The sequence below is a fragment of the Streptomyces sp. NPDC091209 genome, assembly GCF_044757755.1.
Taxonomy (GTDB): Bacteria; Actinomycetota; Actinomycetes; order Streptomycetales; family Streptomycetaceae; genus Streptomyces.
Genome location: NZ_JBIVVR010000011.1, coordinates 60855 through 87596, shown reverse-complemented (window position 1 = coordinate 87596; position 26742 = coordinate 60855). Strand labels below are relative to the sequence as shown.

Genomic DNA, 26742 nt, shown 5'->3' with positions numbered 1-26742 from the left:
TGGGTCAGAGCGCGAGCCAGGTCGCGGCGTACGTGTCGATCTCCGCGACGAGTTCCGCCTTCCCGGCCTCGTCGAGGAACGACGCCCGCACCGCGTTCTTGGCGAGCTCCGCGAGGCCCGGCTCGTCGAGGCCGAGGAGCCGTGCGGCGACCGCGTACTCGGTGTTGAGATCGGTGCCGAACATCGGCGGGTCGTCGGAGTTGACGGTGACCGTCACCCCGGCCGCCACGAACTCCTTGACGGGGTGTTCGTCGAGGGTGCGGACCGCGCGGGTGGCGATGTTCGAGGTCGGGCAGACCTCCAGGGCGATGCCGTGCTCGGCGAGATGGGCGAGCAGCTTCGGGTCCCGCGCGGAACTCGTGCCGTGGCCGATGCGCTCGGCGCCGAGGAAGTTCAGCGCGTCCCAGACCGTCTCCGGGCCCGTCGTCTCACCGGCGTGCGGCACCGACCGCAGTCCCGCCGCGCGGGCCTGGTCGAAGTACGGCTTGAACTGCGGCCTCGGAACGCCGACTTCGGGGCCGCCGAGCCCGAAGGAGACGAGCCCCTCCGGCCGCAGCCGGTCGTCGGTCGCGAGCCGCACGGTCTCCTCGGCCGCCTCCAGACCGGCCTCGCCCGGGATGTCGAAGCACCAGCGCAGGACGACACCGAGCTCGGCCTCGGCGGCCTTGCGGGCGTCCTCGATCGCCTCCATGAAGGCGCGCTCGTCGATTCCGCGCCGCGTGGAGGACCACGGAGTGATCGTCAACTCGGCGTAGCGCACCTGCTGGCGCGCCATGTCCCGGGCGACCTCGAACGTCAGCAGCCGTACGTCCTCGGGTGTGCGGACGAGGTCGACGACGGACAGATACACCTGGATGAAGTGGGCGAAGTCCGTGAACGTGAAGTAGTCCGCGAGCGCCTCGGGGTCGGTCGGCACCCGGGAGTCGGGGTGGCGGGCGGCGAGGGCGGACACGATGCGCGGGGAGGCGGAGCCGATGTGGTGGACGTGCAGTTCGGCCTTGGGCAGCCCGGCGATGAAGGTGTGCAGGTCGCGGGCGTCGGCGTGGGCGGTGATGTGGTCGGTCAACGGGTTCCTCCCCGGAACGGCGTCCCCTGACCGTGACCGGCGGGACGCGGGTGATCGGCTGATCGATGGCTCGGGGATCATCGTAGGCGGCCCCCGCCGGCCGGGCCCGGTGCGCCCGGCGCGGCCCGTTGTACGGCCGAGATCCCCTGGAGCCGAACGGGCCGTAGCATGACGGAACCACGAGAGAGGGGACCTCGCGCATGTCCGACGACGCCCAGAGGCCGACAGCCCCACGCGACACGGGCGCGTGGACTCCGCCGGGCGAGGCGAACCCGCCGAACGGGGCCCCGGTGACAGGCACCGGGTCGGATTCCGGTCCGACGGACGCGATACCCGAAGCGGGTCCCGGGGCCGCCGTCGACGCGGACCGCGACGTACCTCCGTCGGACGGCGACCACGCGGTACCCCCGTCGCACGGCGACCGGGACGGCGGTCCGGGTTCCGGGTTCGAGGAGCGTGCGCGATGGGTGGATCGCGCCTTCGGTGACGGAGCGGAGCAGGCGGCCCCCGCGGGGGACGACGCCGTGTCCGGTGACGGGCCGAGGGGGTCCGTGCCCGCGCAGGGCGCGGCGCCCTTCGCAGCCCCCGTTCCCGACGCCCGGGTCTCCCTCGGGAAGCGCGCCGCCGAGCGGGAACCCGAGCTCGACCCCTGGGCGCCGCCCGAGGAGATCGCCTCGCCGGGGGGAGCCGGACGGGGGAGTGCCACGCACCCTCCGGCGTACGGCCTGCCGACGGTCACCTCGCTGCCCGGCGCACCGGTCCCGCCCGGACACGGAGGCACGGGCGGCCCCTCCTGGGACAACCCCTTCGCCCCGCCGGCGGCCCGCAGTCCCTACCCGCAGCCCGTTCACGGCGAGCCCGTCCCCCCGCCGCCGGTCGCGCCCGGCGGCCCGGGCCTCCCGTACGGCTACGGCGGCTACCCGCAGTACCCCGGCGCTCCCGCGGGTAGTGCCTATCCGGGCGTACCGGGCTACGGCTGGCCCATGATTCAGCCCCCGCCGAGCAACGGTATGGGGACTGCCGCGCTCGTGCTGGGGATCATCGCGGTGGTCCTGTTCATCGTGTCGCCGTTGGCGATCCTGCTGGGCATCCTCGCCGTGATCTTCGGTCTGATCGGCCGGGCCAAGGCCCGCCGGGGCGAGGCCACGAACTCCGGGGTGGCGCTGGCCGGGGTCATCTGCGGAGCCGTCGGCATCGTGCTCGCCGTCGGCCTGCTCGTCTTCCTCATCGTCGTCGTTCCGGACGACAGCGGCAGCAGTGACCCCGGTGCCGGAGACGGCTTCTCCACGTCCCTGGGAGTGCACCAGCGCTAGGTCCTGTCGCCCGCTGTCCGGGGCCGACCGCACCGGGGGACGGAGGGCCGGAGACCGGGGGCCGTGTCAGTCCGCGGCCGGGGGTTCGTCGTCCTCGGCCGCCGTGCCGCGGCCTCCGGGGTGGCGCAGGGCGCAGAGGAATCCGACGGCGAGCGCGAAGGCCATACCGTAGAAGACCCGTTGGTTGGCCTCGGCGAAGTCAGTCCGCACGCTCGCCATCACATCGCGCATGGTCGACGCGGCGGTGCCGGTGCCCGTGGGCTGCCGGGCGTCGGAATTGCCCGTGACCGCCTGGGCGATGTCGTCGGCCACGTTGTGGGCCTCGTCCGAGGACAGGCCGTGGGACCGGAGCGTCGCGACGACCTTGTCCGTCATCGTGTGGGTCAGGATGGTCCCGAAGACCGCCAGGCCCACACTCGCCGCGTAGTTGCGGACCGTCTGCGTGATGCCGGTGACCTCGCCGTACGAGGCTCCGATGGACCGGTTGACGGCGTCCGTGGAGGCGGGAGCGAGGATGAAGCCGATGCCGGCCCCCGCGAGGGCGACATACGGCCACTGGTCGTGCAGGGACAGGTCGGTCAGCTTGTGGGCCCAGAGGGCGAACCCGACCGCGCCCAGGGCGGTACCGATCTTCATGGCGGGCCGCGCGCCCTGTCTGTCCAGCATGCGGCCGCCCCATTGCGAGGCGATCGCGAAGCCCGCGAAGAAGTACAGCAGGTAGAGCGCCGCCTGGTCCGGGGAGGCGCTGAGGGACACCTGCGCGTACACCGAGGCGAAGAAGAAGACCGGCACGAAGGCGAGCATGGCGAAGAAGAGCACCATGGAGTCCACGGTGAACGCCTTGTCCTGGAAGACCGCCAGGTTGACCAGCGGGTGGCGCTTGTCCCGCTCGTAGCGCCAGAAGAGGATCAGGACGGCGAGGCCGCCGGCGATGCAGCCCCAGGTCGCCGCGCTGTCCCAGCCCCAGGACGCGGCCTGCTGGAAACCGAGGACGCTCAGGCCCATGCCCACCGCGATCAGGAGCGCCCCGACGCCGTCCAGCGACTCGTCGCGCCGCCGGTCGGGAATGTGCGCCATCACGGTGAGGACGAGGGCTACGACGGCTACGGGCACGTTGACCCAGAAGATCGCTCTCCAGGTCCATGCCGTGAGCCAGCCGCCCAGCAGCGGGCCGATGGCCGTGAGCGCGCCGGACAGCCCGAAGAACAACGCCAGGGCCCGGCCGCGCCGCTCGATGGGGAACACGGCCACGACCACGGCGAGTGCCGCGGGGAAGAGGAGCGCGGCCCCCAGTCCCTGGGCCGCCCTGAAAACGATCAGCCAGGTCTGGGCGAAGTCTCCGGTGGGCACGCATCCGCAGAGCACCGAGGAGATGACGAACACGAGGGTGCCGACGACGACGACACGGCGTGGGCCGAGCAGGTCCGCGAGGCGTCCGCCGAGGGCGAAGAACGCGGCCAGCGAGAGCAGATAGGCGTTCACCACCCATTGCATGCCGGAGGCCGACAGTCCCAGCTCGCGGACGATGTCCGGGGCCGCGATGGAGACGATCGTCTGGTCGATGAACGTCATCGCCACGGCGAAGAGCATGGCCGCCAGTGCCAGCGACTGGTGCGGGGTGCGTCCCGCTGTCGGCGCGGCCTTGTCCCGCGCCGCAGAGGTGCCACTCACCCGGCCAGTGTCGGCCGGAGCGCCCGCCGTCGCACCCGCAGGTCAGGGCACCCGTCGCCGGGTGTCCCGCCGGGCAGCGGCGGGCGCGGCCGTCGGTGACCGCAGTCCTTCCTGGGGAGCGCCGGCCCCCAGGCGTCTTCCTAGGGGCCGGCCCCTAGGCGGGGCGCGTGTCAGCTCTCGGCCTCGGGGTCACCCGCGGCCGGCGAACGCAACCGGTCCCGTGCCTTCATCAGGGCGAAGCCCAGCAGGTTCGGGCCGCGCCAGCGGCGGGGGTCCGAGGCGCCGGGGTCGGTCGCGGCGAGCCCGATGCCCCAGACCCGGTCCATCGGGCTCGCCTCGACCAGGACCCTCCCGCAGCCTTCGGCCGGGGAGACCCCCATCTCGCTGCGCTCGCCCGTGCCCAGCAGGAACGCCCGCAGGCCGGGGTGGGCGGAGAACTTGTGGACGCTGCCCTCGACGACGATCTCGAAGCGCTCGCGCTCCCACACGGCCTCGTCGAAGCCGCGCACCAGCCGGCCCGCCTTCTTGGCGAGCGCGGGGCTCGGCGCCTCGATCGCCTGCCGCTCGGCCTCGGCGTCGCCGAAGAGGCGTGCCTTGGACGCCATCATCCAGTGCTCCGCCGTCGCGTATTCGACTCCTTCGACCACGAAGGGTGACGGCCACCACTGGCTGAGACAGCTCGACCCCACCCGGCCGTCTGCCCTCGGGCGGTGCCCCCAGAAGTGCAGGTACTTCACCCGCGCCCCCGACTCCACCGCACTGACCAGTGCTTCCCGCGAATCGATCTTCCCCATGCACGCCACTGTGGCACGCACCACTGACAATCCGTCCCGCCTTTTCCAGGAGGACTCGACACCTGGTCGAAGGATTCCGTCGCGTAACCAAAAGGCAACAACGGAATCACTTGTTGGAGTCCCTTTGCTCTGTCAGGATCGGCACTCAAATCGAGCTGGAGCTACGCCGACCCCCGTCTCGACGGGGAGGACGGCGGAGGAGAGCGACATGCACAAACCGGGCCATCGCTTCCAGGCGCAGGACCGCCTCGCGGACGGCGCGCAGTACATCGGAGGACGTCTCACCAAGGGCACCTCCGGTCGTACGCACGCCGTCGTGAACCCCGCCACGGGCGAGGAGGTGTACACGTACGAGCTGGCGAGCACCGCCGACGTGGACGCGGCCGTCGCGGCCGCCCGCGCGGCGTTCCCCGGCTGGGCGGGCACCACCCCCGGGGAGCGTTCCGACGCGCTGCACCGCTTCGCCGCCGTGCTCGCCGAGCGTGCCGAGGAGTTCGCCCAGGCCGAGTCGCTGCAGTGCGGGAAGCCGCTCAAGCTGACCCGCGAGTTCGACGTGCCGGGAACGATCGACAACACCGCGTTCTTCGCGGGTGCCGCCCGGCATCTGCAGGGCCAGTCGGCCGGTGAGTACTCCGGCGACCACACCTCCTACGTACGCCGCGAACCCATCGGCGTCGTCGGCTCCATCGCGCCCTGGAACTACCCGCTCCAGATGGCCGCCTGGAAGATCCTCCCGGCCGTCGCGGCCGGCAACACGATCGTGCTGAAGCCCGCCGAACTGACCCCGCTCACCTCGCTGCTGTTCGCCGAGGCGGCCACCCACGCGGGCATCCCGGACGGGGTCATCAACATCGTCACCGGGCTGGGCAAGGAGGCCGGTGAGCATCTCGTCGGGCACCCCGACGTCGCCATGACCTCCTTCACCGGGTCGACCGCCGTCGGCAGGCGCGTCGCCGAGATCGCCACCTCGACCGTCAAGCGCCTCCACCTGGAACTCGGCGGCAAGGCCCCCTTCCTCGTCTTCGACGACGCCGACCTCGAGGCCGCCGTGCACGGCGCGGTCGCCGGCTCGCTCATCAACACGGGCCAGGACTGCACGGCCGCCACGCGCGCGTACGTGCAGCGGCCGCTCTACGAGGCGTTCGTGGAGCGCACCGGCGCCCTGATGGCGAGCGTCCGCGTGGGCGATCCCTTCGCGTCCGACACCGACCTCGGCCCGCTGATCTCGCACGCCCAGCGCGACCGCGTCGCCGGATTCGTCGACCGGGCCCGCGGCTACGCGCGCGTGGTCACCGGCGGTGAGGCCCCCCAGGGCGAGCTCAAGAGCGGCGCGTACTATGCGCCCACGCTCGTCGCCGACGCCGGGCAGGACAGCGAGATCGTGCAGGCCGAGATCTTCGGCCCGGTGCTCGTGGTGCTCCCCTTCGACACCGACGACGAGGGCATCGCGCTGGCCAACGACACACCGTACGGACTCGCGGCCTCCGCCTGGACCCGCGATGTCTACCGCGCCAACCGCGCGACCCGCGAGATCAAGGCCGGCTGCGTCTGGGTCAACGACCACATTCCGATCATCAGCGAGATGCCGCACGGCGGTTACAAGGCCTCCGGCTTCGGCAAGGACATGTCCGCCTACTCCTTCGAGGAGTACACGCAGGTCAAGCACGTCATGTTCGACAACACCGCGGTCGCCAGGAAGGACTGGCACCGCACGGTCTTCGGGGACCGGCCGTAGCCGACCGACCGGCTACGGCCCTGTGGCACACCAGGCCGCGACCACGGCCGCGACCCTTCCGAAAGGGCATCAGAGCATGGAGCAGTACGAGCCCGAACGCCTGTCCCCGGTGCAACTGGCCGCCCTGCGGCGCAGCTTCCGGAACGGCAGGGCGTCCCTCACCCGCCGGTCACTGCTGCGCGCCTCGGCAGGCGGCGCGCTGGCCGTCGGCGGTCTCGGGGCGCTGAGCGCCTGTGGGATCCCCGCGGCGGGCAGGACACAGGGCGGCACGTCCGCCCAGGACCACTCGGCCACGGAGAAGACCCTCAACTTCTCCAACTGGACCGAGTACATCGACCTCGACGACAGCGGCAAGCACCATCCGACGCTGGACACCTTCCGCAAGCGGACGGGAATCTCGGTCAAGTACACCGAGGACATCAACGACAACAACGAGTTCTTCGCCAAGATCAAGCCGCAGCTCGCCGCGGGCCAGGACACCGGCCGCGACCTGATGGTCCTCACCGACTGGCTGGCCGCGCGCGTGATCCGCCTGGGCTGGGTGCAGAAACTCGACCCCTCCAACCTGCCGCACGCCTACACCAACCTGTCGTCGCAGTTCCGCAACCCCGACTGGGACCCGGGACGCGCCTACTCGTACCCGTGGCAGGGCATCCCCACCATCGTCGCCTTCAACAAGAAGGCGCTCGACGGGATCGAGGTGAAGTCGGTCTCCGACCTCCTCGACAACCCGAAGCTGAAGGGCCGCGTCTCCTTCCTGTCCGAGATGCGCGACACCATGGGCATGACCCTGCTCGACATGGGCAAGGACCCGGCGAAGTTCACCGACGACGACTTCGACGCGGCGATCGCCCGGCTCCAGAAGGCCGTCGACAAGGGCCAGATCCGCCGCTTCACGGGCAACGACTACACGTCCGACCTGACCAAGGGCGACATCGCGGCCTGTGTCGCCTGGGCCGGCGACATCGTCCAGCTCAAGAACGACAGCCCGGACGTCGACTTCGTCATCCCCGACAGCGGCTACCTGACGTCGACCGACAACCTGCTGGTCCCCAACAAGGCGCGTCACAAGACGAACGCCGAGCGGCTGATCGACTTCTACTACGAGCCCCAGCAGGCCGCCGAGCTCGCCGCGTACATCAACTACGCGACACCGGTCGAGGGCGTGAAGCCCTACCTTGCCAAGATCGACCAGGACGCGGCGAACAACCCGCTGATCGTCCCCGACAAGGCCATGCAGGCCAGGTCCCACTCCTTCCGAGCACTGAGCCAGAAGGAAGAGACCGCCTACGAAGAGAAGTTCGCGAAGCTCACAGGGGCGTGATGATGATGACGACAGAGAACAGCGGCGATGTCCGCCTCACCGGGATCAGCAAGACCTACGGCTCCTTCACCGCCGTGCAGCCGCTCGACCTGACCGTGCCACAGGGCTCCTTCTTCGCCCTGCTCGGCGCCTCGGGCTGCGGCAAGACCACCACCCTGCGCATGATCGCCGGTCTGGAGGAACCTTCCTCCGGCACCGTGCACCTCGGCGACCAGGAGGTGACGCATCTGCCGCCGTACAAGCGGCCGGTGAACACCGTCTTCCAGTCGTACGCGCTCTTCCCGCACCTGGACATCTTCGAGAACGTCGCCTTCGGCCTGCGCCGGCGCGGGATCAAGAGCGTCAAGAAGCAGGTCGAGGACATGCTCGACCTCGTCCAGCTCGGTGAGCAGGCGCGCAAGAAACCCCACCAGCTCTCCGGCGGCCAGCAGCAGCGCGTCGCGGTCGCCCGTGCGCTGATCAACCATCCCAAGGTGCTGCTCCTGGACGAGCCCCTCGGCGCCCTCGACCTCAAGCTGCGCCGTCAGATGCAGCTGGAGCTCAAGCGCATCCAGACCGAGGTCGGCATCACCTTCGTCCATGTCACGCACGACCAGGAGGAGGCCATGACCATGGCCGACACGGTCGCCGTGATGAACGCGGGCCGTGTCGAACAGCTCGGCGCGCCCGCCGACCTCTACGAGAACCCGAACACCACCTTCGTCGCCAACTTCCTCGGCACCTCCAACCTCATCGAGGCCGAGGTCGACTCCCGCAGCGGCGACGACATCGTGCTCAAGGCGGGCGGCGGCAAGCTGGTGCTGCCCCAGGCGCGATGCTCCGCCCCGGCGCAGGCCGGCGGCAAGGTGCTCGTCGGTGTCCGTCCGGAGAAGATCTCCCTCACGCACGCCGACGACGCGGGCGAGATACCCGCCGGCCGCAACCGGATCACCGGCAAGATCGCCGACTCCAGCTTCATCGGCGTCTCCACGCAGTACGTCATCGACAGCGCCGTCTGCCCCGAGTTCGAGGTCTACGCCCAGAACATCGACCGGGACTCCCGCCTGGTCCCCGGCGCGGACGTCGTCCTGCACTGGAGCCCGGCGCACACCTTCGGCCTCGACGCCGCCCAGGACATCGATGCGGGCGTCGATCTGGCCGAGGAGGAGGCCGCCTGATGGCCACCGTCACCGAGGTGGAGGCGCCACCGATCGCGCCGGAGCCCACCCGGAAGCCGCCCAAAAAGCGTGGCCGCCTGGTCCCGTACTGGCTGCTGCTGCCCGGTCTGCTCTGGCTGGTCGTCTTCTTCGCGCTGCCGATGATCTACCAGGCCTCCACGTCCGTGCAGACGGGCTCCCTGGAGGAGGGCTACAAGGTCACCTGGCACTTCGCGACCTACTGGGACTCGCTCGCCGAGTACTGGCCGCAGTTCCTGCGCTCGGTCTCCTACGCGGCCGCCGCCACGGTCCTGTGCCTGCTGCTCGGCTACCCGCTGGCCTATCTGATCGCCTTCCGCGCGGGCCGCTGGCGCAACCTGATCATGATCCTGGTGATCGCGCCCTTCTTCACCAGCTTCCTGATCCGCACCCTGGCCTGGAAGACGATCCTCGCCGACAGCGGCCCGGTCGTGCACGTGCTGAACTCGTTGCACGTCCTGAGCGTCACCGACTGGCTCGGCTGGACCGCGGGCGACCGCGTCCTCGCGACACCACTGGCCGTGGTGTGCGGTCTGACGTACAACTTCCTGCCGTTCATGATCCTCCCGCTCTACACCTCGCTGGAGCGCATCGACGGCCGGCTGCACGAGGCCGCGGGCGACCTGTACGCCAGGCCCTGGACGACCTTCCGCAAGGTCACCTTCCCGCTGTCGATGCCGGGCGTGGTCTCCGGAACGCTGCTGACCTTCATCCCGGCGGCCGGTGACTACGTCAACGCCGAGCTCCTCGGCTCGACCGACACCCGCATGATCGGCAACGTCATCCAGACCCAGTTCCTGAGGATCCTGGACTATCCGACGGCCGCCGCGCTCTCCTTCATTCTCATGGCCGCGATTCTCCTCATGGTCACGGTCTACATCCGCCGGTCCGGGACGGAGGATCTGGTTTAAATGCCCTTCGTCAACTGGCTCAAGCGCCATCTCGTCGTGATCGCGGGACTGCTGACGCTGTCCTATCTGCTGCTGCCGAACATCGTCGTCACCGTGTTCTCCTTCAACAAACCGAAGGGGCGCTTCAATTACGAGTGGCAGCAGTTCTCCACGGACGCCTGGAAGGACCCGTGCGGCGTCGCCGACATGTGCGGCTCGCTCGGGCTCAGCCTCCAGATCGCCGTCTGGGCGACGATCGGGGCCACCGTCCTCGGCACGATGATCGCCTTCGCGCTGGTCCGCTACCGCTTCCGCGCGCGCGGCGCCGTGAACTCGCTGATCTTCCTGCCGATGGCGATGCCCGAGGTCGTCATGGCCGCCTCGCTGCTCACCCTGTTCCTCAACATGGGCGCGCAGCTCGGCTTCTGGACGATTCTGATCGCCCACATCATGTTCTGCCTCAGCTTCGTCGTGACGGCCGTCAAGGCCCGTGTCATGTCGATGGACCCGAGGCTGGAACAGGCGGCCCAGGACCTCTACGCCGGCCCCGCGCAGACCTTCCTGCGCGTCACCCTGCCCATCGCGGCCCCCGGAATCGCCGCGGGCGCGCTGCTCGCCTTCGCGCTCTCCTTCGACGATTTCATCATCACCAATTTCAACGCGGGCTCGACCGTCACGTTCCCCATGTTCGTCTGGGGTTCGGCACAGCGCGGAACACCCGTTCAGATCAACGTCATCGGTACGGCCATGTTCCTCGTCGCCGTACTCTTCGTCCTGTTCGGAATGATCATCGGAAATCGCCGGAACAGGCAAAAGGCATAACGCTCGTCACCTTTGTAGGGAGTTGAAATCATGGCCCCAAGCGCCATGACCCGTGGTAATCAGTGGACGAAATCCCTTTCCGACGCCCAGCCGGTCCCGTACTGGCTGGACGACCCCGGCAGACCACGCCCCGAGCCCGCGCTCACCGGCGCCGAGACCTGCGACCTGCTCGTCGTCGGCGGCGGCTACAGCGGACTGTGGACCGCGCTGATCGCCAAGGAGCGTGACCCCGGGCGGGATGTCGTCCTGGTGGAGGGCCGCGAGGTGGGCTGGGCCGCCTCGGGCCGCAACGGCGGCTTCTGCGCCGCGTCCCTCACCCATGGCCTGTCCAACGGGCTCACCCGCTGGCCGGACGAGATCGGGAAGCTGGAGGAGTTGGGCGCCCGCAACCTCGACGAGATCGAGGCGGCCGTCGCCCGCTACTCCCTCGACTGCGACTTCGAGCGCAGCGGTGAGATCGACGTCGCCACCGAGCCGCACCAGGCGGCCGAACTGCGCGACTGGCACCAGGAGCTGGAGCGCGCGGGCCTCGCCGAGGGCATCGAGTTCCTCGACACCGAGGCCGTACGGGAGCAGGTGGACTCCCCGACCTTCCTGGCCGGGCTGCACGACCGCCGCGGTGTCGCCATGCTCCACCCCGCGAAACTGGCCTGGGGTCTGAAGCGGGCGTGCGTGGAGCTCGGAGTGCGGGTGTACGAGCACACGCCCGCCCTCGCGCTGAAGCCGTCCGGCGCCGGCATGGCCGTCCGCACGCCGTACGGCTCGGTCCGGGCCCGCCGGGTGGCCCTCGGCACCAACATCTTCCCGAACCTGGTCAAGCGTGTCCGCCCGTACACCGTCCCGGTCTACGACTACGCGCTGATGACCGAGCCGCTGAGCGCCGACCAGCTCGCGTCCGTCGGCTGGAAGAACCGCCAGGGGCTCGGCGACTCGGCCAACCAGTTCCACTACTTCCGGCTGTCGGCCGACAACCGGATCCTGTGGGGCGGCTACGACGCGATCTACCCCTACGGCGGCCAGCTGAACGCCGAGCACGACGACCGCCCCGAGACGTACGCCAAGCTCGCCGGGCACTTCTTCACCTGCTTCCCGCAGCTCGAGGGCGTCCGTTTCTCCCACGCCTGGGGCGGCGCGATCGACACCTGCTCGCGGTTCTCGGCCTTCTTCGGCAGCGCACACGGGGGCAAGGTCGCCTACGCGGCGGGCTATACGGGCCTCGGTGTGGGCGCCACCCGGTTCGGCGCGGATGTGATGCTCGACCTGCTCGCGGGGGAGCGCACCGAACGCACCGAGCTGGAGATGGTCCGCCGGAAGCCGCTCCCGTTCCCGCCCGAGCCGTTCGCCTGGACCGGCATCGCGCTCACCAAGTGGTCGCTGGCCCGGGCGGACACGCACGGCGGCCGGCGCAACCTGTGGCTGAAGACGATGGACAAACTGGGCCTCGGCTTCGACAGCTGAGGCTCGCGCCCGCACGTCCACCGGCGTGCGGGCCCGGACCTGATCCACCGGCGCGCCCGGCGTCGGGCGGCTTCCTGAATCTTTGTCAACTGGTAGCCGGAACTCGCGTAATGACCGGCCCTGACCTCCCTCTCCTCTGTGACGCGAACAGCGTCGACACGAGAGGGAGGTTCCGTCATGACAGGGCCCAAGGCGGCGGTCGAGTGGCTGACATCCGTGGCACCGGATCCCGAGGCCTGCCGCTGGGAGTGGGAGCGCAATCCCCGCGGGATCGCGCTGCTGCCTGCGGGAAGGGCCTGGGACGTCCTCATTCTGCCCGCCGAGCTCGGTTATCCGACCCTCGACGTACTGACCCGGGTCATCGACCAACCCGGTCCGGTGCTCGTCGACTTCGGCGACGCCCGGATGGGCTTCTTCGTGCCCGCGGGCACCGCGGCCCGATGGCTCGGCACGGGGGTGCGCACAGCGGGTCACGGCACCTGGATCGTGGTGCCCTACCCGGGGCGGTCCACCGGCGGGGTCCGCTGGCTGGTCCCGCCGGACGGCTCGGGCACGCTCACCGACCCGGCCCTGCTCGAACTGGCCATGCACGAGGCCGCGGCGGGCCTCGCCGGCAACGAGGACCGACGGGGGTGAGGGTCCGTGCCCGGCGGCCGTCCGAAGTCCTCCCCCGGTGGCGGTCCGGCGAAGGTCCGGGAGCCGGGCCCGGTGACGGCCGGGAGGGCGGCCCGCTGGCGGTCCGGAAGGCGGCGCAGCAGCCGTCCGGCAGGCGGCGCGGTGACCGTCCGGGAGCCGAGGCGTGACCGTCCAGGAGCCGGGGCGGTGAAGGCCCGGGAGCCGGCGCGTTCGACCGTTCGGAAGTCGGCTCGGTGGCGGTCCGAACTCCGTTGCCTGCCGGAGGACTTGACAACCGAATTGGTCTGGACCAAGTTGGGCGCGCCCCATCCTCCAACTCCCCCATGCCCGGAGGCAGTCGTGGATCCCATCAGACACAACAGACCGTTCGCGCGCGGTCGCCGAAGGCTGCTCGCCGTGTGTACGGCCACCGCCCTGGCCGTCCCCGGCCTGGTCGTGCTCTCGTCCGCCGCCCGTGCGGCCGACGCGGACCTCGCCAGGAACGGCGGATTCGAGTCGGGCCTGACCGGCTGGACCTGTACGGCGGCGAGCACCGTCAATTCCCCCGTCCGAAGCGGAAGTTCGGCGCTGATGGCGACCCCGGCCGGCAGCGACTACGCGCAGTGCTCGCAGACCGTGACCGTGCAGCCCGACGCGCAGTACACCCTCTCCGGATACGTCCGCGGCAGTTACGTCTACCTGGGCGCGACCGGCACGGGTACGACCGACGTCAGCACCTGGACCCCGTCCGCCGCCGACTGGCAGCAGCTGAGCACCACCTTCCGCACCGGCGCCGCCACCACCCAGGTCACGATCTACACGCACGGCTGGTACGGCACCGGCACCTACTACGCCGACGACCTCTCGCTGACCGGCCCCGGCGTCGACGCCGGGCAGCCGCCGGCCGCGCCCACCGGACTGACGGTCGGCACGGTCACCTCCTCGGCGGTCGGCCTGTCCTGGACGGCGGTGCCCGGCGCGACCGGGTACGCCGTCTACCGCGACGGAGCGAAGGTCCAGACGGCCACCGGCACCTCGGCGACCGTGAGCGGTCTGTCCGCGTCCACCGCGTACTCCTTCCAGGTGGCCGCGACGAACGCGGCGGGCGAGTCGGCGAAGTCGGCCGCGGTCACCGCGACCACCTCGGCGGGCTCCGGCGGGGGCGGCGGAGGCTCCTCCGACCTGCCCACGCACGCCCTCGTCGGCTACCTCCACGCGAGCTTCGCCAACGGCGCCGGCTACACGCGCATGGCCGACGTGCCCGACAGCTGGGACGTCATCGACCTGGCCTTCGGTGAGCCGACCTCCGCCACCTCGGGCGACATCCGCTTCAACCGCTGCCCCGTCACCGAGTGCGCAACGGTGGAGAGCGACGCCGACTTCAAGGCGGCGATCAAGGCCAAGCAGGCGGCAGGCAAGAAGGTGCTGATCTCGATCGGCGGCCAGAACGGCCAGGTCCAGCTCACCACCACGGCCGCCCGCGACACCTTCGTCTCCTCGGTCTCGAAGATCATCGACACCTACGGTCTGGACGGCCTCGACATCGACTTCGAGGGCCACTCGCTCTCCCTGGACGCGAGCGACACGAACTTCAAGAGCCCGACCACCCCGGTGATCGTCAACCTCATCTCGGCCCTGAAGACCCTGAAGGCCAAGTACGGGTCGAAGTTCGTCCTGAGCATGGCCCCGGAGACGTTCTTCGTCCAGCTCGGGTACCAGTACTACGGGACCGGGAAGTGGGGCGGCCAGGACCCCCGCGCCGGCGCCTACCTCCCGGTGATCTACGCGCTGCGTGACGACCTGACGCTGCTGCACGTCCAGGACTACAACTCCGGGTCGATCATGGGCCTCGACAACCAGTACCACTCCATGGGCGGTGCCGACTTCCATATCGCGATGACCGACATGCTGCTGACGGGCTTCCCGGTCGCGGGTGACGCGAACAACGTCTTCCCGCCCCTGCGCCCCGACCAGATAGCGATCGGCATGCCCGCCACCACCAACGCCGGAAACGGCTATGTGGCCCCGGCCGAGGTCACCAAGACGCTCGACTGCCTCACGAAGAAGACGAACTGCGGCTCGTACGCGACCCACGGCACCTGGCCGGGCCTGCGCGGCCTGATGACCTGGTCGGTCAACTGGGACCGGTTCGGAGGATGGGAGTTCTCGCGGAACTTCGACGCGTACTTCGGCTGACGAACAGCCGCAGGGAGTACAGCAGCACCGCGCAGAGGCACCAACTGGCCACCACATCCAGTGGCCAGTGGTAGCCGCGCCTGACCAGGCCGAAAGCCACGCACGCGTTCACGGCCGCACAGACGCTCAGCAGCGCGCCGCGGGCACCCGCGGTGCGGAGCAGGGGGAGGAGGAGCAGCGTCGCGGCGCCGTACGCGATGGCGGCGGTGGCGGTGTGTCCCGAGGGATAGAAGCCGGTGCCGGGTCCCATGACCGGGGGGCCCGGCCGGGCGACGAGGTTCTTCAGCGGCACGATCACCGCGGGGACGAGGGCCATCAGGACCGCGGCGGCGGCCGGGGGCAGCCACCAGCGGTCCAGACCGGTGGCGCGGCCTCGCAGGGCGACGTACAGCAGCGTCAGGGCGAGGACCGGAACCGCCACCTGGACACTGCCCAGGTCGGCGAGCACCTCGGAGAACCGGTCCGGGTGGACGACGGCGCCGCTGATCCGCCGGTCCAGGCTCACCAGCGGGCCGCCCGCCAGGACCTGCCAGGTGATGAGCAGGAAGCAGAGGGCGGGCAGGCCGAACAGGAGGGGCGAGCGGGGCATGGGGGACAGCCTGCCATTGTCCGACGCTGTCGCGGCACCACCCGCCCGCCTCGGCGGGCCGAAGAACGGGCCCGGCGGAGGAGGAGGGAAGAAGGGGGGTCGGCCGCCCCGGAACAGGGGGGGTGGTTCCGAGGCGGCCGACCGGACCGGAATGCCGCGCGCCCCGGGGGGTTTGGGGCGGGCGACTGTCCGATCGGTGAGGAGAACCGGAGCCGGAAGCTCCGGGTGTGTGCGCGAGGGCACGGCCAGGGCGAGGCCGGGGAAGCCTCGGCCCGGTGTCACCCACAGTCCCCTGTGGGCGGGTGTATCGCTGATCTGGTTAGAACCTACGGCAGGGTGTGCGGCTCCGACAGGAGGAATCGCGTCCCGCCATGCACCTCGCACACCTTCTTCACACGCCCCGACCCGGAACGCCGCGGCACCGGAACCGGGCGGAATCCGCCCCTGGGACGGTATCCCGGACTCCGGCGCCGCGGTGTCTCGGGCGTCAGATGCGCGAGAAGGCCTGCTCGATGATGTCGAGGCCCTCGTTCAGGAGGTCCTCGCCGATGACCAGCGGGGGCAGGAAGCGGAGGACGTTGCCGTAGGTGCCACAGGTCAGGACCAGCAGGCCCTCCTGGTGGCAGGCCTTGGCGAGCGCGCCGGCCGCCTCCGGGTTCGGCTCCTTGGTGGCGGGGTCCTTGACCAGCTCGATGGCGATCATGGCGCCGCGTCCGCGAACCTCGCCGATGATGTCGAACTTCTCGGCCATGGCGCCGAGGCGGGTCTTCATGACCGACTCGATGTGCTTCGCCTTGGCGTTGAGGTCGAGCTCCTTCATCGTCTCGATCGCGCCGAGCGCACCGGCGCAGGCCACCGGGTTGCCGCCGTAGGTGCCGCCCAGGCCGCCGGAGTGCGCGGCGTCCATGATCTCGGCGCGGCCCGTCACGGCGGCGAGCGGCAGACCGCCCGCGATGCCCTTGGCGGTGGTGATCAGGTCCGGGACGATGCCCTCGTCCTCGCAGGCGAACCACTGGCCGGTACGGCAGAAGCCGGACTGGATCTCGTCCGCGACGAACACGATGCCGTTGTCCTTGGCGAACTGGCTGATGGCCGGCAGGAAGCCCTTCGCGGGCTCGATGAAGCCGCCCTCGCCGAGCACCGGCTCGATGATGATCGCGGCGACGTTGTCGGCGCCGATCTGCTTGTTGATCATGTCGATGGCCTGCGCGGACGCCTCGGCACCGGCGTTCTCCGGGCCGGTCAGCCAGCGGTAGCCGTAGGCCACCGGCACGCGGTAGACCTCGGGCGCGAACGGGCCGAAGCCGTTCTTGTACGGCATGTTCTTGGCGGTCAGCGCCATCGTGAGGTTCGTCCGGCCGTGGTAGCCGTGGTCGAAGACGACGACGGCCTGGCGCTTGGTGTACGCGCGGGCGATCTTGACGGCGTTCTCGACGGCCTCGGCGCCCGAGTTGAACAGGGCGGACTTCTTGGCGTGGTCACCCGGGGTCAGCTCGGCGAGCGCCTCGGCGACGGCTACGTACCCCTCGTACGGCGTGACCATGAAACAGGTGTGGGTGAAGTCCTGGAGCTGGGCGGAGGCCCGGCGCACGACGGCCTCGGCGCTCGCGCCGACCGACGTCACGGCGATGCCGGAGCCGAAGTCGATGAGCCGGTTGCCGTCTACGTCCTCGATGATCCCGCCGCCGGCGCGCGTGGTGAAGACAGGGAGCACCGACCCCACACCGGCCGCGACCACGGCGGTGCGGCGGGCCTGCAGCTCCTGCGACTTCGGGCCGGGAATGGCGGTGACGACGCGGCGCTCCTGCGGAAGTGCGGTCATGAGGGGCTCCCTGATGATCTTGCGAACCGGACGGTCCCCGGCGAACGCGGGGTGGTCCGGGCGGGGGGTTTTCGGACACTTGCCTTCTTTCCACGCAGGCTAGAGCCGAGAAGGGGGGGTCGGCATGCGCCATGTGGGCGCTGTCGGAGGAATCGGTTGTCCGCGGTGGACATAGAGGAGCCGGTCCGACGCGGCCCGCCGCCGCGGCCGGCCCGGCCGCGTAAACGGTGAACTCCCCCCGCGGGACCACTAGATTGGCCTGAGAGCGACAAGCGGACTGGCTGGTCAGGGGGCGCACACGATGGACTTCGACGGTACGCGCGACGCACGTGGCACGCATGCCGATCCCGTGCCTCGTCCGGCCGCGCCCCCCGGGACTCCCGCCACTCCCGGCGGTGCTCCGCCCAGGCCCTCGGGACCGCCGTCCGTGCCGGGCCAGGCGGCGTCGCCCCGGCCGGCCGTGCGCGACTGGCTCAACGCGCCGCGCCCCGACGCCGCACTGGGGATCTGGCGGTACGGATACGTCGCCCCCCGGGAGCCGAAGGAGCGGAAGCGGCTCGCCTCCGTGACGATCGTCGGCCTGGTGATCCCCCTGGTGATCGGGCTGATCGTCTGGTCGCTGTGGCGCCGGGGGGCCGTTCCCTATCAGCTCGTCGTGCTGAAACTGTTCACGCCGGGCGACTGGTGGTGGGGCGGGACGACCTCCCCGAAGTCCTGGCAGGGCGTGGACGCCATCGTCGTCTACGACGGTCTCTTCTTCGGCGCGCTGATCTACGCGATGGGCCGTCTCGGAAGCTGGCGCGAGGTCGCCCACCACTTCGTCGTCAGGCGAGCGCAGCCCGGCCGGGCCGTCATCGCGGCCCTGGCGGCCCTGGTGACCCTGACGTTCGTCTGGCCGGACGCCTTCCCGGGCGTCGGGTGGGACCCCCTGCCCGTCGTCAACCCGGTGCTGTCCCTCGTGGCGCTGATCGCCGGCGGGGACGATGTGTTCCAGTCGCTCGCTCTCAGCTACGGCGTCTACACGCTGATCACCGTGCTGGTCCTGCTGCCCTTCGCCAAGCTGGGCGGATGGTGGCCGCTCGCCAAGGAGCGGTTCGGCTCGCGGCCGGCTCCGGCGGGCACGCCGGCCGCCTCGGCCGAGCCCGCGGAGACGTCCGGCCCTCCGGCCGAATGGCCCGAGCTGAGGGCGACCGGACAGCACAAAGCGGCGGAACTGCTGTCCTCCGAGGTGCTGACCGGCCGTATGAACGACGTGGACTGCGCGAGGATCCTGCGTGCCTGGACCTCGGCGAAGCGGGACGGACAGCTCGCCGTCTTCAGCGACTCCGTGCTGCGCCGGGGCGCCGCGGCCTGGACCCATCCGTCCGGAGACCGCGATCTGCCCTCCCGCGCCGCCTCCCACGACCTGCTCGCGGCCCAGGTGCGGCTCGGCCGGTGGGTCGCCCGGGAACGCACCCCGCTCGCCTACTCCGGCGCCGGTGCCGCCCTCGATCCGGCGACCCTCGGCACCTCGCTCCTCGCGGTCGGACCGGCGGGCTCCGGGAAGACACGCCATCTCGTCAGGCCGGTCGTCGAGTCGCTGGGGCTGCAGGCACTCACCGCCCGGTGCGCGGTCGTCGTGGTGGCCGCCACCGGGACGCCGGTCGGCCCGGACACGTCGTACGACGTCGTCGTGAAGCTCGGCCATCCGGAGTCGGTCCATGACCTGGACCTGTACGCCGACTCCGACGACCCCGACGAGGCGGCCGCGTTTCTCGCGGAGGGCCTGGTCGGGAGCGTCGACAGCGTCGACGTCCGGCGTGCCGCCACCGCACTCGCCCAGCTCCTCGGCCCCTACCGCGCCGTGCACGGCACGTTCCCGACGATTCCCGTGCTGCGCGAACTGCTCGAAGGCGTGCCCGCCGTACTGGAGCCGTTGCGGCAGGGACTGTCGGCCGGGGGGCACCCCGCGATGCTCCGTGAACTGGAGGCGCGGCTGCGGCAGACGGGCGGCGCCAACGACCCGGGCCCGGCGCTGGCCGACCGGCTGGCGCTGCTGGACCGGCCCGTCTTCGCGGACTTCTTCGGCGCGGGCGGGAGCGCCCGGCCGTTCTCGCTCCGGGCGGTCGCCCATCATCCGCTGCGCGTCCGGATCGACCTCCCGGAACGTGGTTACGAAGAGGCGTCCCAGCTGATCACCCGGCTGCTGCTCGCCCAGTTCGCCGCCGTCGTCCGCGGCGGCGGCGAGCGCGGGCACTTCGCCTGCCTGGTGCTCGACGACGCGACCGGGGCCCTGACCGCCGAGACGGTCCGCCGCATCCAGGGCTTCCGGGCGCAGAACGCGGGAGTGGTCCTCGCCCTGCGAACGATCGGGGACATCCCCGAGGCACTGCACGGTCCGCTGTACGGAGCGGTCGGCTGCCGCATGGCCTTCTCCGGCGTCACGACGTGGGACGGCGGCCGCTTCGCCGAGTCCTGGGGCACCGAGTGGGTGGAGGCGCGCGACGTGGCCCAGCACACCGTCTTCGCCGACCAGCCCATGACCCGGGCCATCCACGCGCTGCGCAAGCTGGTGACCGGCAAGGCCGTGACCACCGACGCCGTCACCGTGCGCCAGGTCGAGCGGGAGCGCTGGTCCGCGTCCGAACTGGCCCACGCGGTGCCGCCCGGCCACGCGGTGCTGTCGCTGACCAGCGTGAAGGGCGAACACACCCCGCCCCTGCTGGTGGACCTGCGGGGCTGACGGACGGCTGCGGGGCTGACCAGGACATATGGACGGGAACGTACGCGGCGACCGTACGGTGAGGCAGAATCGACAGAGGCCGTTCATACGCCGCGGCCAAAAGATCACAGAGATCACACCGACCTGAAGGCATCATGCCCCCCACGCTCGCCTCGCTCGTCCACCACTCCGCGCTCAAGCTCACGGTGCGCGCGGGCGAGGACCGCCTGGACGTGCCCGTCCGCTGGGCCCATGTCAGCGAGCTCGCCGACCCCGTGCCGTACATGGAGGGCGGGGAGCTGCTGCTGATCACGGCGCTGAAGCTGGACGCGGACGATCCCGACGTCATGCGGCGCTACGTGAAGCGGCTGGCCGGTGCCGGAGTCGTCGGGATCGGCTTCGCCGTCGGGGTCAACTACGACGAGATCCCGAAGGCGCTCGTCGACGCCGCCGACGAGGCGGGGCTGCCGCTCCTCGAAGTGCCCCGGCGCACCCCCTTCCTCGCCATCAGCAAGGCCGTGTCCGCCGCCATCGCCGCGGATCAGTACCGGGCCGTCACCGCCGGGTTCGCCGCACAGCGCGAACTCACCAAGCAGGCGCTGAACGGCGGACCGGAGGGCCTGCTCGGCGCACTCGCCGGACAGGTCGACGGCTGGGCCGCGCTCTACGACGCGTCCGGTGCCGTCGTCGCCACCGCGCCGGACTGGGCGGGGCGCCGTGCCGCGCGGCTCACCCCGGACGTGGAGCGGCTGCGCGAACGGCCCGCGCCCGCGAGCTCGGTGGTCGGCGGGGAGGACCGCGTCGAACTGCACTCCCTCGGAACGGGACGCAGGCCGCGCGCCGCGCTCGCCGTCGGGACCGCCGGGCCCCTCGGCACCGCCGAGCGCTACGCCGTCCACTCGGCGATCGCCCTGCTCACGCTCACCACCGAACGCTCGCGGTCCCTGCACGCCGCCGAACAGCGGATCGGCGCGGCCGTGCTGGGGATGCTGCTCGCGGGAGAGTCCGACCACGCACGCGCCGTCGCCGGGGACCTGTACGGCGAACTGCTCGACGCGCCGTTCCGGCTGATCATCGCCGAGTCGGTGTCCGCGTCGGCCGGGCGGGCGCACGCCGAGGGGCACGCGCGCGCGGGCTCCGCCGCGCCCTCCAAGACGCCCGTCGCGGTGCCCGACGTCAACGGCGATCCGCTGGGCGCTCTCGCCGAGGTCGTCGAATCCGCCGCCGCGCGTTCCGGGGAGTCCGTCCTCGTGGTGCCCGACGGGGAGCGGCTGGTCGTCCTGGCGGTGGACGGCGGCGCCGCGGTCGCGGCCTGCGGGGACTACGCCCTGGTGCTGGAATCGGCGCGGGCCGTCCCGCGCGAGCAGCCCGCCGGGGCCGCCGGAGCCGCCGGAATCGAGGACGAACTCGTCGTCGGGCTGTCGGCGCCCGCGGGTCCGATCGCCGCCCGTGCCGCCTACAAGCAGGCCGAACAAGCCCTGTCCGTCGCCCGGCGGCGGGGCCGGTTCCTCGTCGAGCACGAGGAACTGGCGGCCGGGTCCGTTCTGCCGCTGCTCGCGGACGACGCGGTGCGGGCCTTCGCGGACGGGCTCCTGCGGGCGCTCCACGATCACGACGCCACCGGCCGCGGGGACCTGGTCGCCTCCCTGCGGGCGTGGCTGTCGCGCCACGGCCAGTGGGACGCGGCGGCCGCCGACCTGGGGGTCCACCGGCACACGCTGCGCTACCGGATGCGCAGGGTCGAGGAGATCCTCGGCCGATCGCTGGACGATCCCGACGTCCGGATGGAACTCTGGCTGGCCCTGAAGGCCACGACCACGCCGGGAGAGTGAGACCACCGCCTCCGGCGGTGGTCCCCCGGCCGTGCGGCACGGGGCCCGGCACGCGGGCCGCGGGGCGCGGGTCATGAGGTACGGGTCATGAGGTACGGGGTCACGGGCAGGAGGCCACGGGTCATGGGGCCGCGGGGCAGGAGGCCCGGGCCCGCGGCGCAGGCATCGGGCATCGGGCATCGGACATCAGCACCGGGCATCGGGCATCGGGCACGAGATATGAGGCACGAGGCGCGGTTGCCTCGGTGACCTTCCCGCACGGGGTACGGGCCACCTCGGCCCCGTCGTCCGGCGACCCTGGGCGATCAGGCCAAACCGGCGCACCCCACCCCCCGACTGCTACGCACCGGACAAACCGTCGACCGTGGTCCCGGCCCTACCGTGGACGGGAAAGCGCAGCACCGCCAGAAACACCCTCGTCGTCACCCCCATACGGAAGGGCCGGGACTCGCACATGCCTCAGGAAGAAATTGTGGGGGCCACCCACGCCTTCTGGCTCGCCGGCCGCCAGGCCACCGGCGACACCACGTTCGACGTCACCTCGCCGTGGGACGGCCGGGTCGTCGGGCAGGTCAGCGTGCCCACCGAGGCCCAGGTCGAGGAGGCCGTGGCCGCCGCGTACGCCGTGCGCGACGAGTTCGCCGCCACCCCGGCCCACGTACGCGCCGCCGCCCTCGACCACGTCTCGCGCCGTCTCGCCGAGCGCACCGAGGAGATCGCGCAGCTCATCTCCGCCGAGAACGGCAAGCCGATCAAGTGGGCCCGGGGCGAGGTCGGCCGCGCGGTGTCCGTGTTCCGGTTCGCCGCGGAGGAGGCCCGCCGCTTCAACGGCGGCGAGGCGCAGCGCCTCGACACCGACCTGGGCGGTCAGGGCCGGCTCGCCCTCACGCGCCGCTTCCCCAAGGGTGTCGTCCTCGGTATCGCGCCCTTCAACTTCCCGCTGAACCTGTGCGCCCACAAGGTCGCGCCGGCCATCGCCGCGGGTGCCCCGATCATCCTGAAGCCGGCGCCCGCGACCCCGCTGTCCGGTCTGATCATCGGTGACCTGCTGGCCGAGACCGATCTCCCGGCCGGTTCGTGGAGCATCCTGCCGGTCGCCAACGACAAGATGCCCGCCCTGGTCCAGGACGAGCGCCTTCCGGTCATCTCCTTCACCGGGTCCGAGACGGTCGGCTACGCGATCATGGACTCGGTGCCGCGCAAGCACTGCACGCTGGAGCTGGGCGGCAACGGCGCGGCCGTCGTCCTCGCCGACTTCGCGAGCGACGCGGACCTGGACTGGGCCGCGACCCGCATCGCGACCTTCTCCAACTACCAGGGCGGCCAGTCCTGCATCTCGGTGCAGCGCGTGATCGCGGACGCCGCGGTGTACGAGCGGCTGCTGCCGCGCATCGTCGCCGCCGTCGAGGCCCAGGTCACCGGCGACCCGTCCGACGCCACCACGGATGTCGGCCCGCTGGTCAGCGAGGCCGCCGCCGAGCGCGTCGAGTCGTGGGTGGACGAGGCCGTCGAGGCCGGCGCCACGCTGCTCACCGGTGGCAAGCGCGACGGCGCCTCGTACGCGCCGACCGTCCTCGCCGATGTGCCGGCCGATGTCACGATCTCCCGCGAGGAGGTCTTCGGACCGGTCCTGACCGTGCAGAGGGTGGAGGGCGAGGCAGCCGCCTTCGCCGCCGTCAACAGCTCCAAGTACGGCCTCCAGGCAGGCGTGTTCACGCACGACCTGCAGACCGCGTTCCGCGCGCACCGCGCCCTGGAGGTGGGCGGCGTCGTGATCGGCGACGTGCCGTCCTACCGTGCCGACCAGATGCCGTACGGCGGCGCCAAGCAGTCCGGTGTCGGCCGCGAGGGCGTCACGTTCGCGATGGACGACTACACGTACGAGCGTGTGCTGGTCCTGACGGGTCTCGCCCTCTGACGAGAACCTCATCGAGGCCGACGGCCGGAGCCCGAGTGTGCGGGGGCTCCGGCCGTCGGCGTATCCGGCGTCGCGGGCCCGGAGCGCCGCGAGCACCGGGTTCCGCGGCGGCGGTGGGGCCGGTCGAGGCCCGGACATCGAAAAAGACCCTGTCCCGGACAACACGGGACAGGGTCTTCACGGAGCGCCGGGCAGGCCTTGCACCTGCATTTCCCCGCAGGAAGCGGGACGTCTTTCCTTGGACCACCAACGCATCGCGAACCGGCGTGATCTCCGCCGATCTGCTGAAGATCATGTTAGCGCACGGGCCGGTGCGCGCACCACCCCGGCCCGGTGCCGAGCGACGCGTGGGCGCCGCTCGGCTCAGGGACGGCCGGGTCCTGCGTGAGGGGCCTACTTGAGGTAGACGAGTCCGTCGGTGGTGACGGTCGGGCGCCCCGAGGTGCCCACGACCACGATCTTGACCGTGTGGGTGCCGCTCGTGGACCAGGTCTTGGTCCACTGCACCGCGCGGTACGCGGTGGTGGCCGACTTCATGTCCACGGTGGTGGCCTTGACGCCGTCGACGTAGATGTCCGCCTGGCCGGAGCCGGTGGCGCGGGAGACCACCCAGGCCGCCGAGCGGCCGGTGAACTTCCAGGTGAGCGAGGCGTTCTTGGACGTGCTGCTGTAGGACTTGCCGCCCAGGTAACTGCTGGAGGACTTGGCCGTCCAGGTGCCGGTCCGGGTGGCGGACGTCTCCTGAAGGATCACCGGGGTGGCCGTGACGGAGGCCGCGGCGGTGTTGCCGGCGTAGTCGTAGGCGGTCATCGACCAGGTGCCGGCCGTGCCGGAGGCCGAGGTCAGCGCGGCGCTGGTGACGGTCGGTCCGTAGCTCTGCGCGGACGGCTTGGTCAGGCGGACCTCCTTCAGCGCGCCGCTGTCGGCGGCCTTCCAGTTCAGCGTCACGGGGACGGCGGTGGTGTTGACCGTTCCGGTGCGCAGCGACAGGGACGGCTTGGTGGTGAAGGAGGGCGCGGTGGTCTCGGCGACCACGGTGGAGTCGGGCGTCACCGTGGTCTTCCCCGAGATGTGCGTGACGCGCACGGCGAGGGTGTGCGTGCCCGGGGTGAGGGTCAGCGGGGCGGACGTGGCGGTCGGCCCGCCGGTCGCGGCGGCCTTCCCGTCCACGAGCACCTCGAAGCGCCGGATGAAGGCCGACGGCGTCGTCGTCGTCCAGTTCACCGTGAGGGTGCTCTTGGTGTAGGCGGTGGTGCCGGAGACACCGACGCCGGTGAAGGGGTTGAGGGCGAGCCCGGTGACGGGGCCGCCGGCCAGGGCGCGGATCTGGGACAGGGAGGCGTACAGCTTGTCGCCGGGGCACTCGGTGGAGTAGCCGTCGCGGTGGCCCGAGATGCGGTAGAACGACGCGGTCTGGCCGAGCGCGAACTTGCCGTTGGCTATACCGGCCGTCAGGTCGACCTTGCCCGTCGCGTCGTAGCCGTACTGACCGAGTTTCCATGCGGCGATCTGCGCGACCGAGGCCTTGGCGGCGGCGGAAGCGTCGATCGAGGTGTACTCACCGAGGACGGCGATGCCGGTGGTGTTGGTGTTGAAGCCCGGATTGTGGGCCCCGACCACCGGCAGGTCCACACCGCCCTTGCGGCCCTCGAAGATGGTGCCGCACTTGTCCACCAGGAAGTTGTAGCCGATGTCCTTCCACCCGTTGCTCACGATGTGATAGGCGCGGATGGCGCGGACCATGGCGGCGGAGTCGGCGCAGCTGTAGTCGTTGGCGTCCACGGTGTGGTGGACGAAGACGGCCTTGATCTCCGTGCCGTAGCCGGGCGCTTCGTCGTTCATCGATTCGTCGGCGCCCCACTGGGCCCGGCTCACGATGGTGGGCTTCGGGGCCGTCGACGTCGGCGCCGGCGGCACCGTCTCGGTGGGTGAGGCGCTGACCGAGGCGCTGGCCGAGGCGCTGGGGGTGTCCGTCGCCGTCGGGGCGCCGCTCGACACGCTGTCCGAGGGCGAGGGCGACGAGGAGTCCTCCACCGGCGGGGCGGTGGTGGTCTGGGTCTCCTCCGGTGCGGTGGTCGTCGTGTCCGGCGCGGCCGTGGTCACCTCGGCGCTGGGATCGTCGGTGGCATACGCCACGGGGGCCGGGCCCCTCGCGACGGTGCCCTCACCCGGGTCGACCATCTCCAGTCGCAGTCCGGCCGGAAGCGCGGATCCCTTGCCGTCGACGCGCACCTGCACACCGTCCGACGTGCCCACCCAGGCCGGTTCGGTGGCTCCGTGCCGGCTCTCCTCCGCCGCGGCGCCGTGGCCTCCGACGTCCAGGGAACGCCAGGATCCCCAGTCGCCGCTGCGGGTGCTGCGGGCGCGGACCTCGATGGTGCCGGGCAGTTCGGCTGTCGGCTTCGTCCACGACAGGCCCACCAGACTGAACGGGGCGGTGTCGTGCTGGGGGATCACGGCGTGGTCGCCGTTCACCTGGAGCGCCGCGGAGCGCACGTGCGCCCGCACCGGTCCGGTGACCGGCTTGTCCTGGCCCGCGTCGTTCCCCTCGGATCCCCCCGAAAAGCCCTGAACGACGGCGACGCCGGTCAGCGCCGCCGTCACCGCGGCGGCGGTGACCCACACTCTTCGCTTGCTCATATTCCTCGGACGCCCCTCCACGTCTGACGGCATCGCACGCCGGGAGTTCTCCTCAACCGGCGTGTGCCGCTGTTATCGGCCGTCAGAATAACGGAAAACGGAGGGGCTCATTGCGACCCGAAATGGACACGGGGTGGCGGTGCCGGTGCCGCCTCGCGCGATATCCGGGCAGGGGCAATTC

At 71.2% G+C, this 26742-nt stretch carries 16 protein-coding genes and 2 pseudogenes; 12 read left to right on the top strand and 6 right to left on the bottom strand.

Translation table 11 applies throughout. The features are described from left to right. Positions 1-4 precede the first annotated feature (4 nt). A pseudogene (locus ACIQRL_RS29235) lies at positions 5-1121 on the bottom strand (adenosine deaminase). Positions 1122-1533: 412 nt separating this feature from the next. Between ACIQRL_RS29235 and ACIQRL_RS29230 the strand changes: the two are divergent. Then, complete coding sequence (locus ACIQRL_RS29230) at positions 1534-2379, top strand: DUF4190 domain-containing protein (RefSeq protein WP_401337145.1); 846 nt, start codon at positions 1534-1536, stop codon at positions 2377-2379. Between the two features lie 66 nt (positions 2380-2445). On the opposite strand, the gene ACIQRL_RS29225 is transcribed toward ACIQRL_RS29230, so the two are convergent. Beyond that, the gene (locus tag ACIQRL_RS29225) at positions 2446-3969 is read right to left on the bottom strand and encodes an MFS transporter (protein WP_401337508.1); all 1524 of its coding nucleotides are present in this window, start codon (positions 3967-3969) and stop codon (positions 2446-2448) included. 251 nt (positions 3970-4220) lie between these two features. Next, a complete protein-coding gene (locus ACIQRL_RS29220; protein ID WP_401337143.1) occupies positions 4221-4844 on the bottom strand; it encodes an NADAR family protein in 624 nt (207 codons plus the stop codon). Positions 4845-5052: 208 nt separating this feature from the next. On the opposite strand from ACIQRL_RS29220, the gene ACIQRL_RS29215 reads away from it, so the two are divergent. The 8 genes from ACIQRL_RS29215 to ACIQRL_RS29180 all read left to right on the top strand — a co-directional run bounded on the left by ACIQRL_RS29215 (position 5053) and on the right by ACIQRL_RS29180 (position 15059). After that, on the top strand, positions 5053-6579 hold the full coding sequence (locus ACIQRL_RS29215) for a gamma-aminobutyraldehyde dehydrogenase (protein ID WP_401337141.1): 1527 nt from the start codon (positions 5053-5055) through the stop codon (positions 6577-6579). A 76-nt stretch (positions 6580-6655) separates the two neighbouring features. Beyond that, positions 6656-7903 (top strand): spermidine/putrescine ABC transporter substrate-binding protein, encoded by a 1248-nt coding sequence (locus tag ACIQRL_RS29210; protein WP_389081882.1) that lies wholly within the window; start codon positions 6656-6658, stop codon positions 7901-7903. 5 nt (positions 7904-7908) lie between these two features. After that, positions 7909-9060, top strand: a complete 1152-nt coding sequence (locus tag ACIQRL_RS29205; protein ID WP_401337506.1) for an ABC transporter ATP-binding protein — start codon at positions 7909-7911, stop codon at positions 9058-9060. Then, positions 9060-9989, top strand: a complete 930-nt coding sequence (locus ACIQRL_RS29200; RefSeq protein ID WP_401337139.1) for an ABC transporter permease — start codon at positions 9060-9062, stop codon at positions 9987-9989. The genes ACIQRL_RS29205 and ACIQRL_RS29200 overlap by 1 nt, the downstream gene beginning before the upstream one ends. Next, complete coding sequence (locus ACIQRL_RS29195) at positions 9990-10790, top strand: ABC transporter permease (RefSeq protein ID WP_401337137.1); 801 nt, start codon at positions 9990-9992, stop codon at positions 10788-10790. A gap of 30 nt (positions 10791-10820) precedes the next feature. Further along, positions 10821-12248 (top strand): NAD(P)/FAD-dependent oxidoreductase, encoded by a 1428-nt coding sequence (locus ACIQRL_RS29190; RefSeq protein ID WP_401337135.1) that lies wholly within the window; start codon positions 10821-10823, stop codon positions 12246-12248. A 177-nt stretch (positions 12249-12425) separates the two neighbouring features. Then, the gene (locus ACIQRL_RS29185; RefSeq protein ID WP_401337133.1) at positions 12426-12884 is read left to right on the top strand and encodes a hypothetical protein; all 459 of its coding nucleotides are present in this window, start codon (positions 12426-12428) and stop codon (positions 12882-12884) included. A 396-nt stretch (positions 12885-13280) separates the two neighbouring features. Continuing rightward, on the top strand, positions 13281-15059 hold the full coding sequence (locus tag ACIQRL_RS29180) for a chitinase (protein WP_401337131.1): 1779 nt from the start codon (positions 13281-13283) through the stop codon (positions 15057-15059). Here the strand turns inward: ACIQRL_RS29180 and ACIQRL_RS29175 are convergent. Next, a pseudogene (locus ACIQRL_RS29175) lies at positions 14998-15934 on the bottom strand (phosphatase PAP2 family protein). The gene ACIQRL_RS29180 and the pseudogene ACIQRL_RS29175 sit on opposite strands and share 62 nt — an antisense overlap. A 201-nt stretch (positions 15935-16135) precedes the next feature. Further along, on the bottom strand, positions 16136-17470 hold the full coding sequence (gabT, locus tag ACIQRL_RS29170; RefSeq protein ID WP_392180336.1) for a 4-aminobutyrate--2-oxoglutarate transaminase: 1335 nt from the start codon (positions 17468-17470) through the stop codon (positions 16136-16138). A gap of 301 nt (positions 17471-17771) precedes the next feature. Here gabT and ACIQRL_RS29165 point away from each other — a divergent pair, with 301 nt between their 5' ends. The 3 genes from ACIQRL_RS29165 to ACIQRL_RS29155 all read left to right on the top strand — a co-directional run bounded on the left by ACIQRL_RS29165 (position 17772) and on the right by ACIQRL_RS29155 (position 23921). After that, on the top strand, positions 17772-20192 hold the full coding sequence (locus ACIQRL_RS29165) for an ATP/GTP-binding protein (RefSeq protein ID WP_401337129.1): 2421 nt from the start codon (positions 17772-17774) through the stop codon (positions 20190-20192). A gap of 134 nt (positions 20193-20326) precedes the next feature. Beyond that, positions 20327-22003, top strand: coding sequence for a PucR family transcriptional regulator (locus ACIQRL_RS29160; protein WP_401337127.1), 1677 nt, complete (start codon positions 20327-20329; stop codon positions 22001-22003). A gap of 472 nt (positions 22004-22475) precedes the next feature. Further along, the gene (locus ACIQRL_RS29155) at positions 22476-23921 is read left to right on the top strand and encodes an aldehyde dehydrogenase family protein (protein ID WP_401337504.1); all 1446 of its coding nucleotides are present in this window, start codon (positions 22476-22478) and stop codon (positions 23919-23921) included. 393 nt (positions 23922-24314) lie between these two features. Here the strand turns inward: ACIQRL_RS29155 and ACIQRL_RS29150 are convergent, their stop codons facing one another. After that, positions 24315-26561 (bottom strand): N-acetylmuramoyl-L-alanine amidase, encoded by a 2247-nt coding sequence (locus ACIQRL_RS29150; protein ID WP_401337126.1) that lies wholly within the window; start codon positions 26559-26561, stop codon positions 24315-24317. Positions 26562-26742 lie beyond the last annotated feature (181 nt).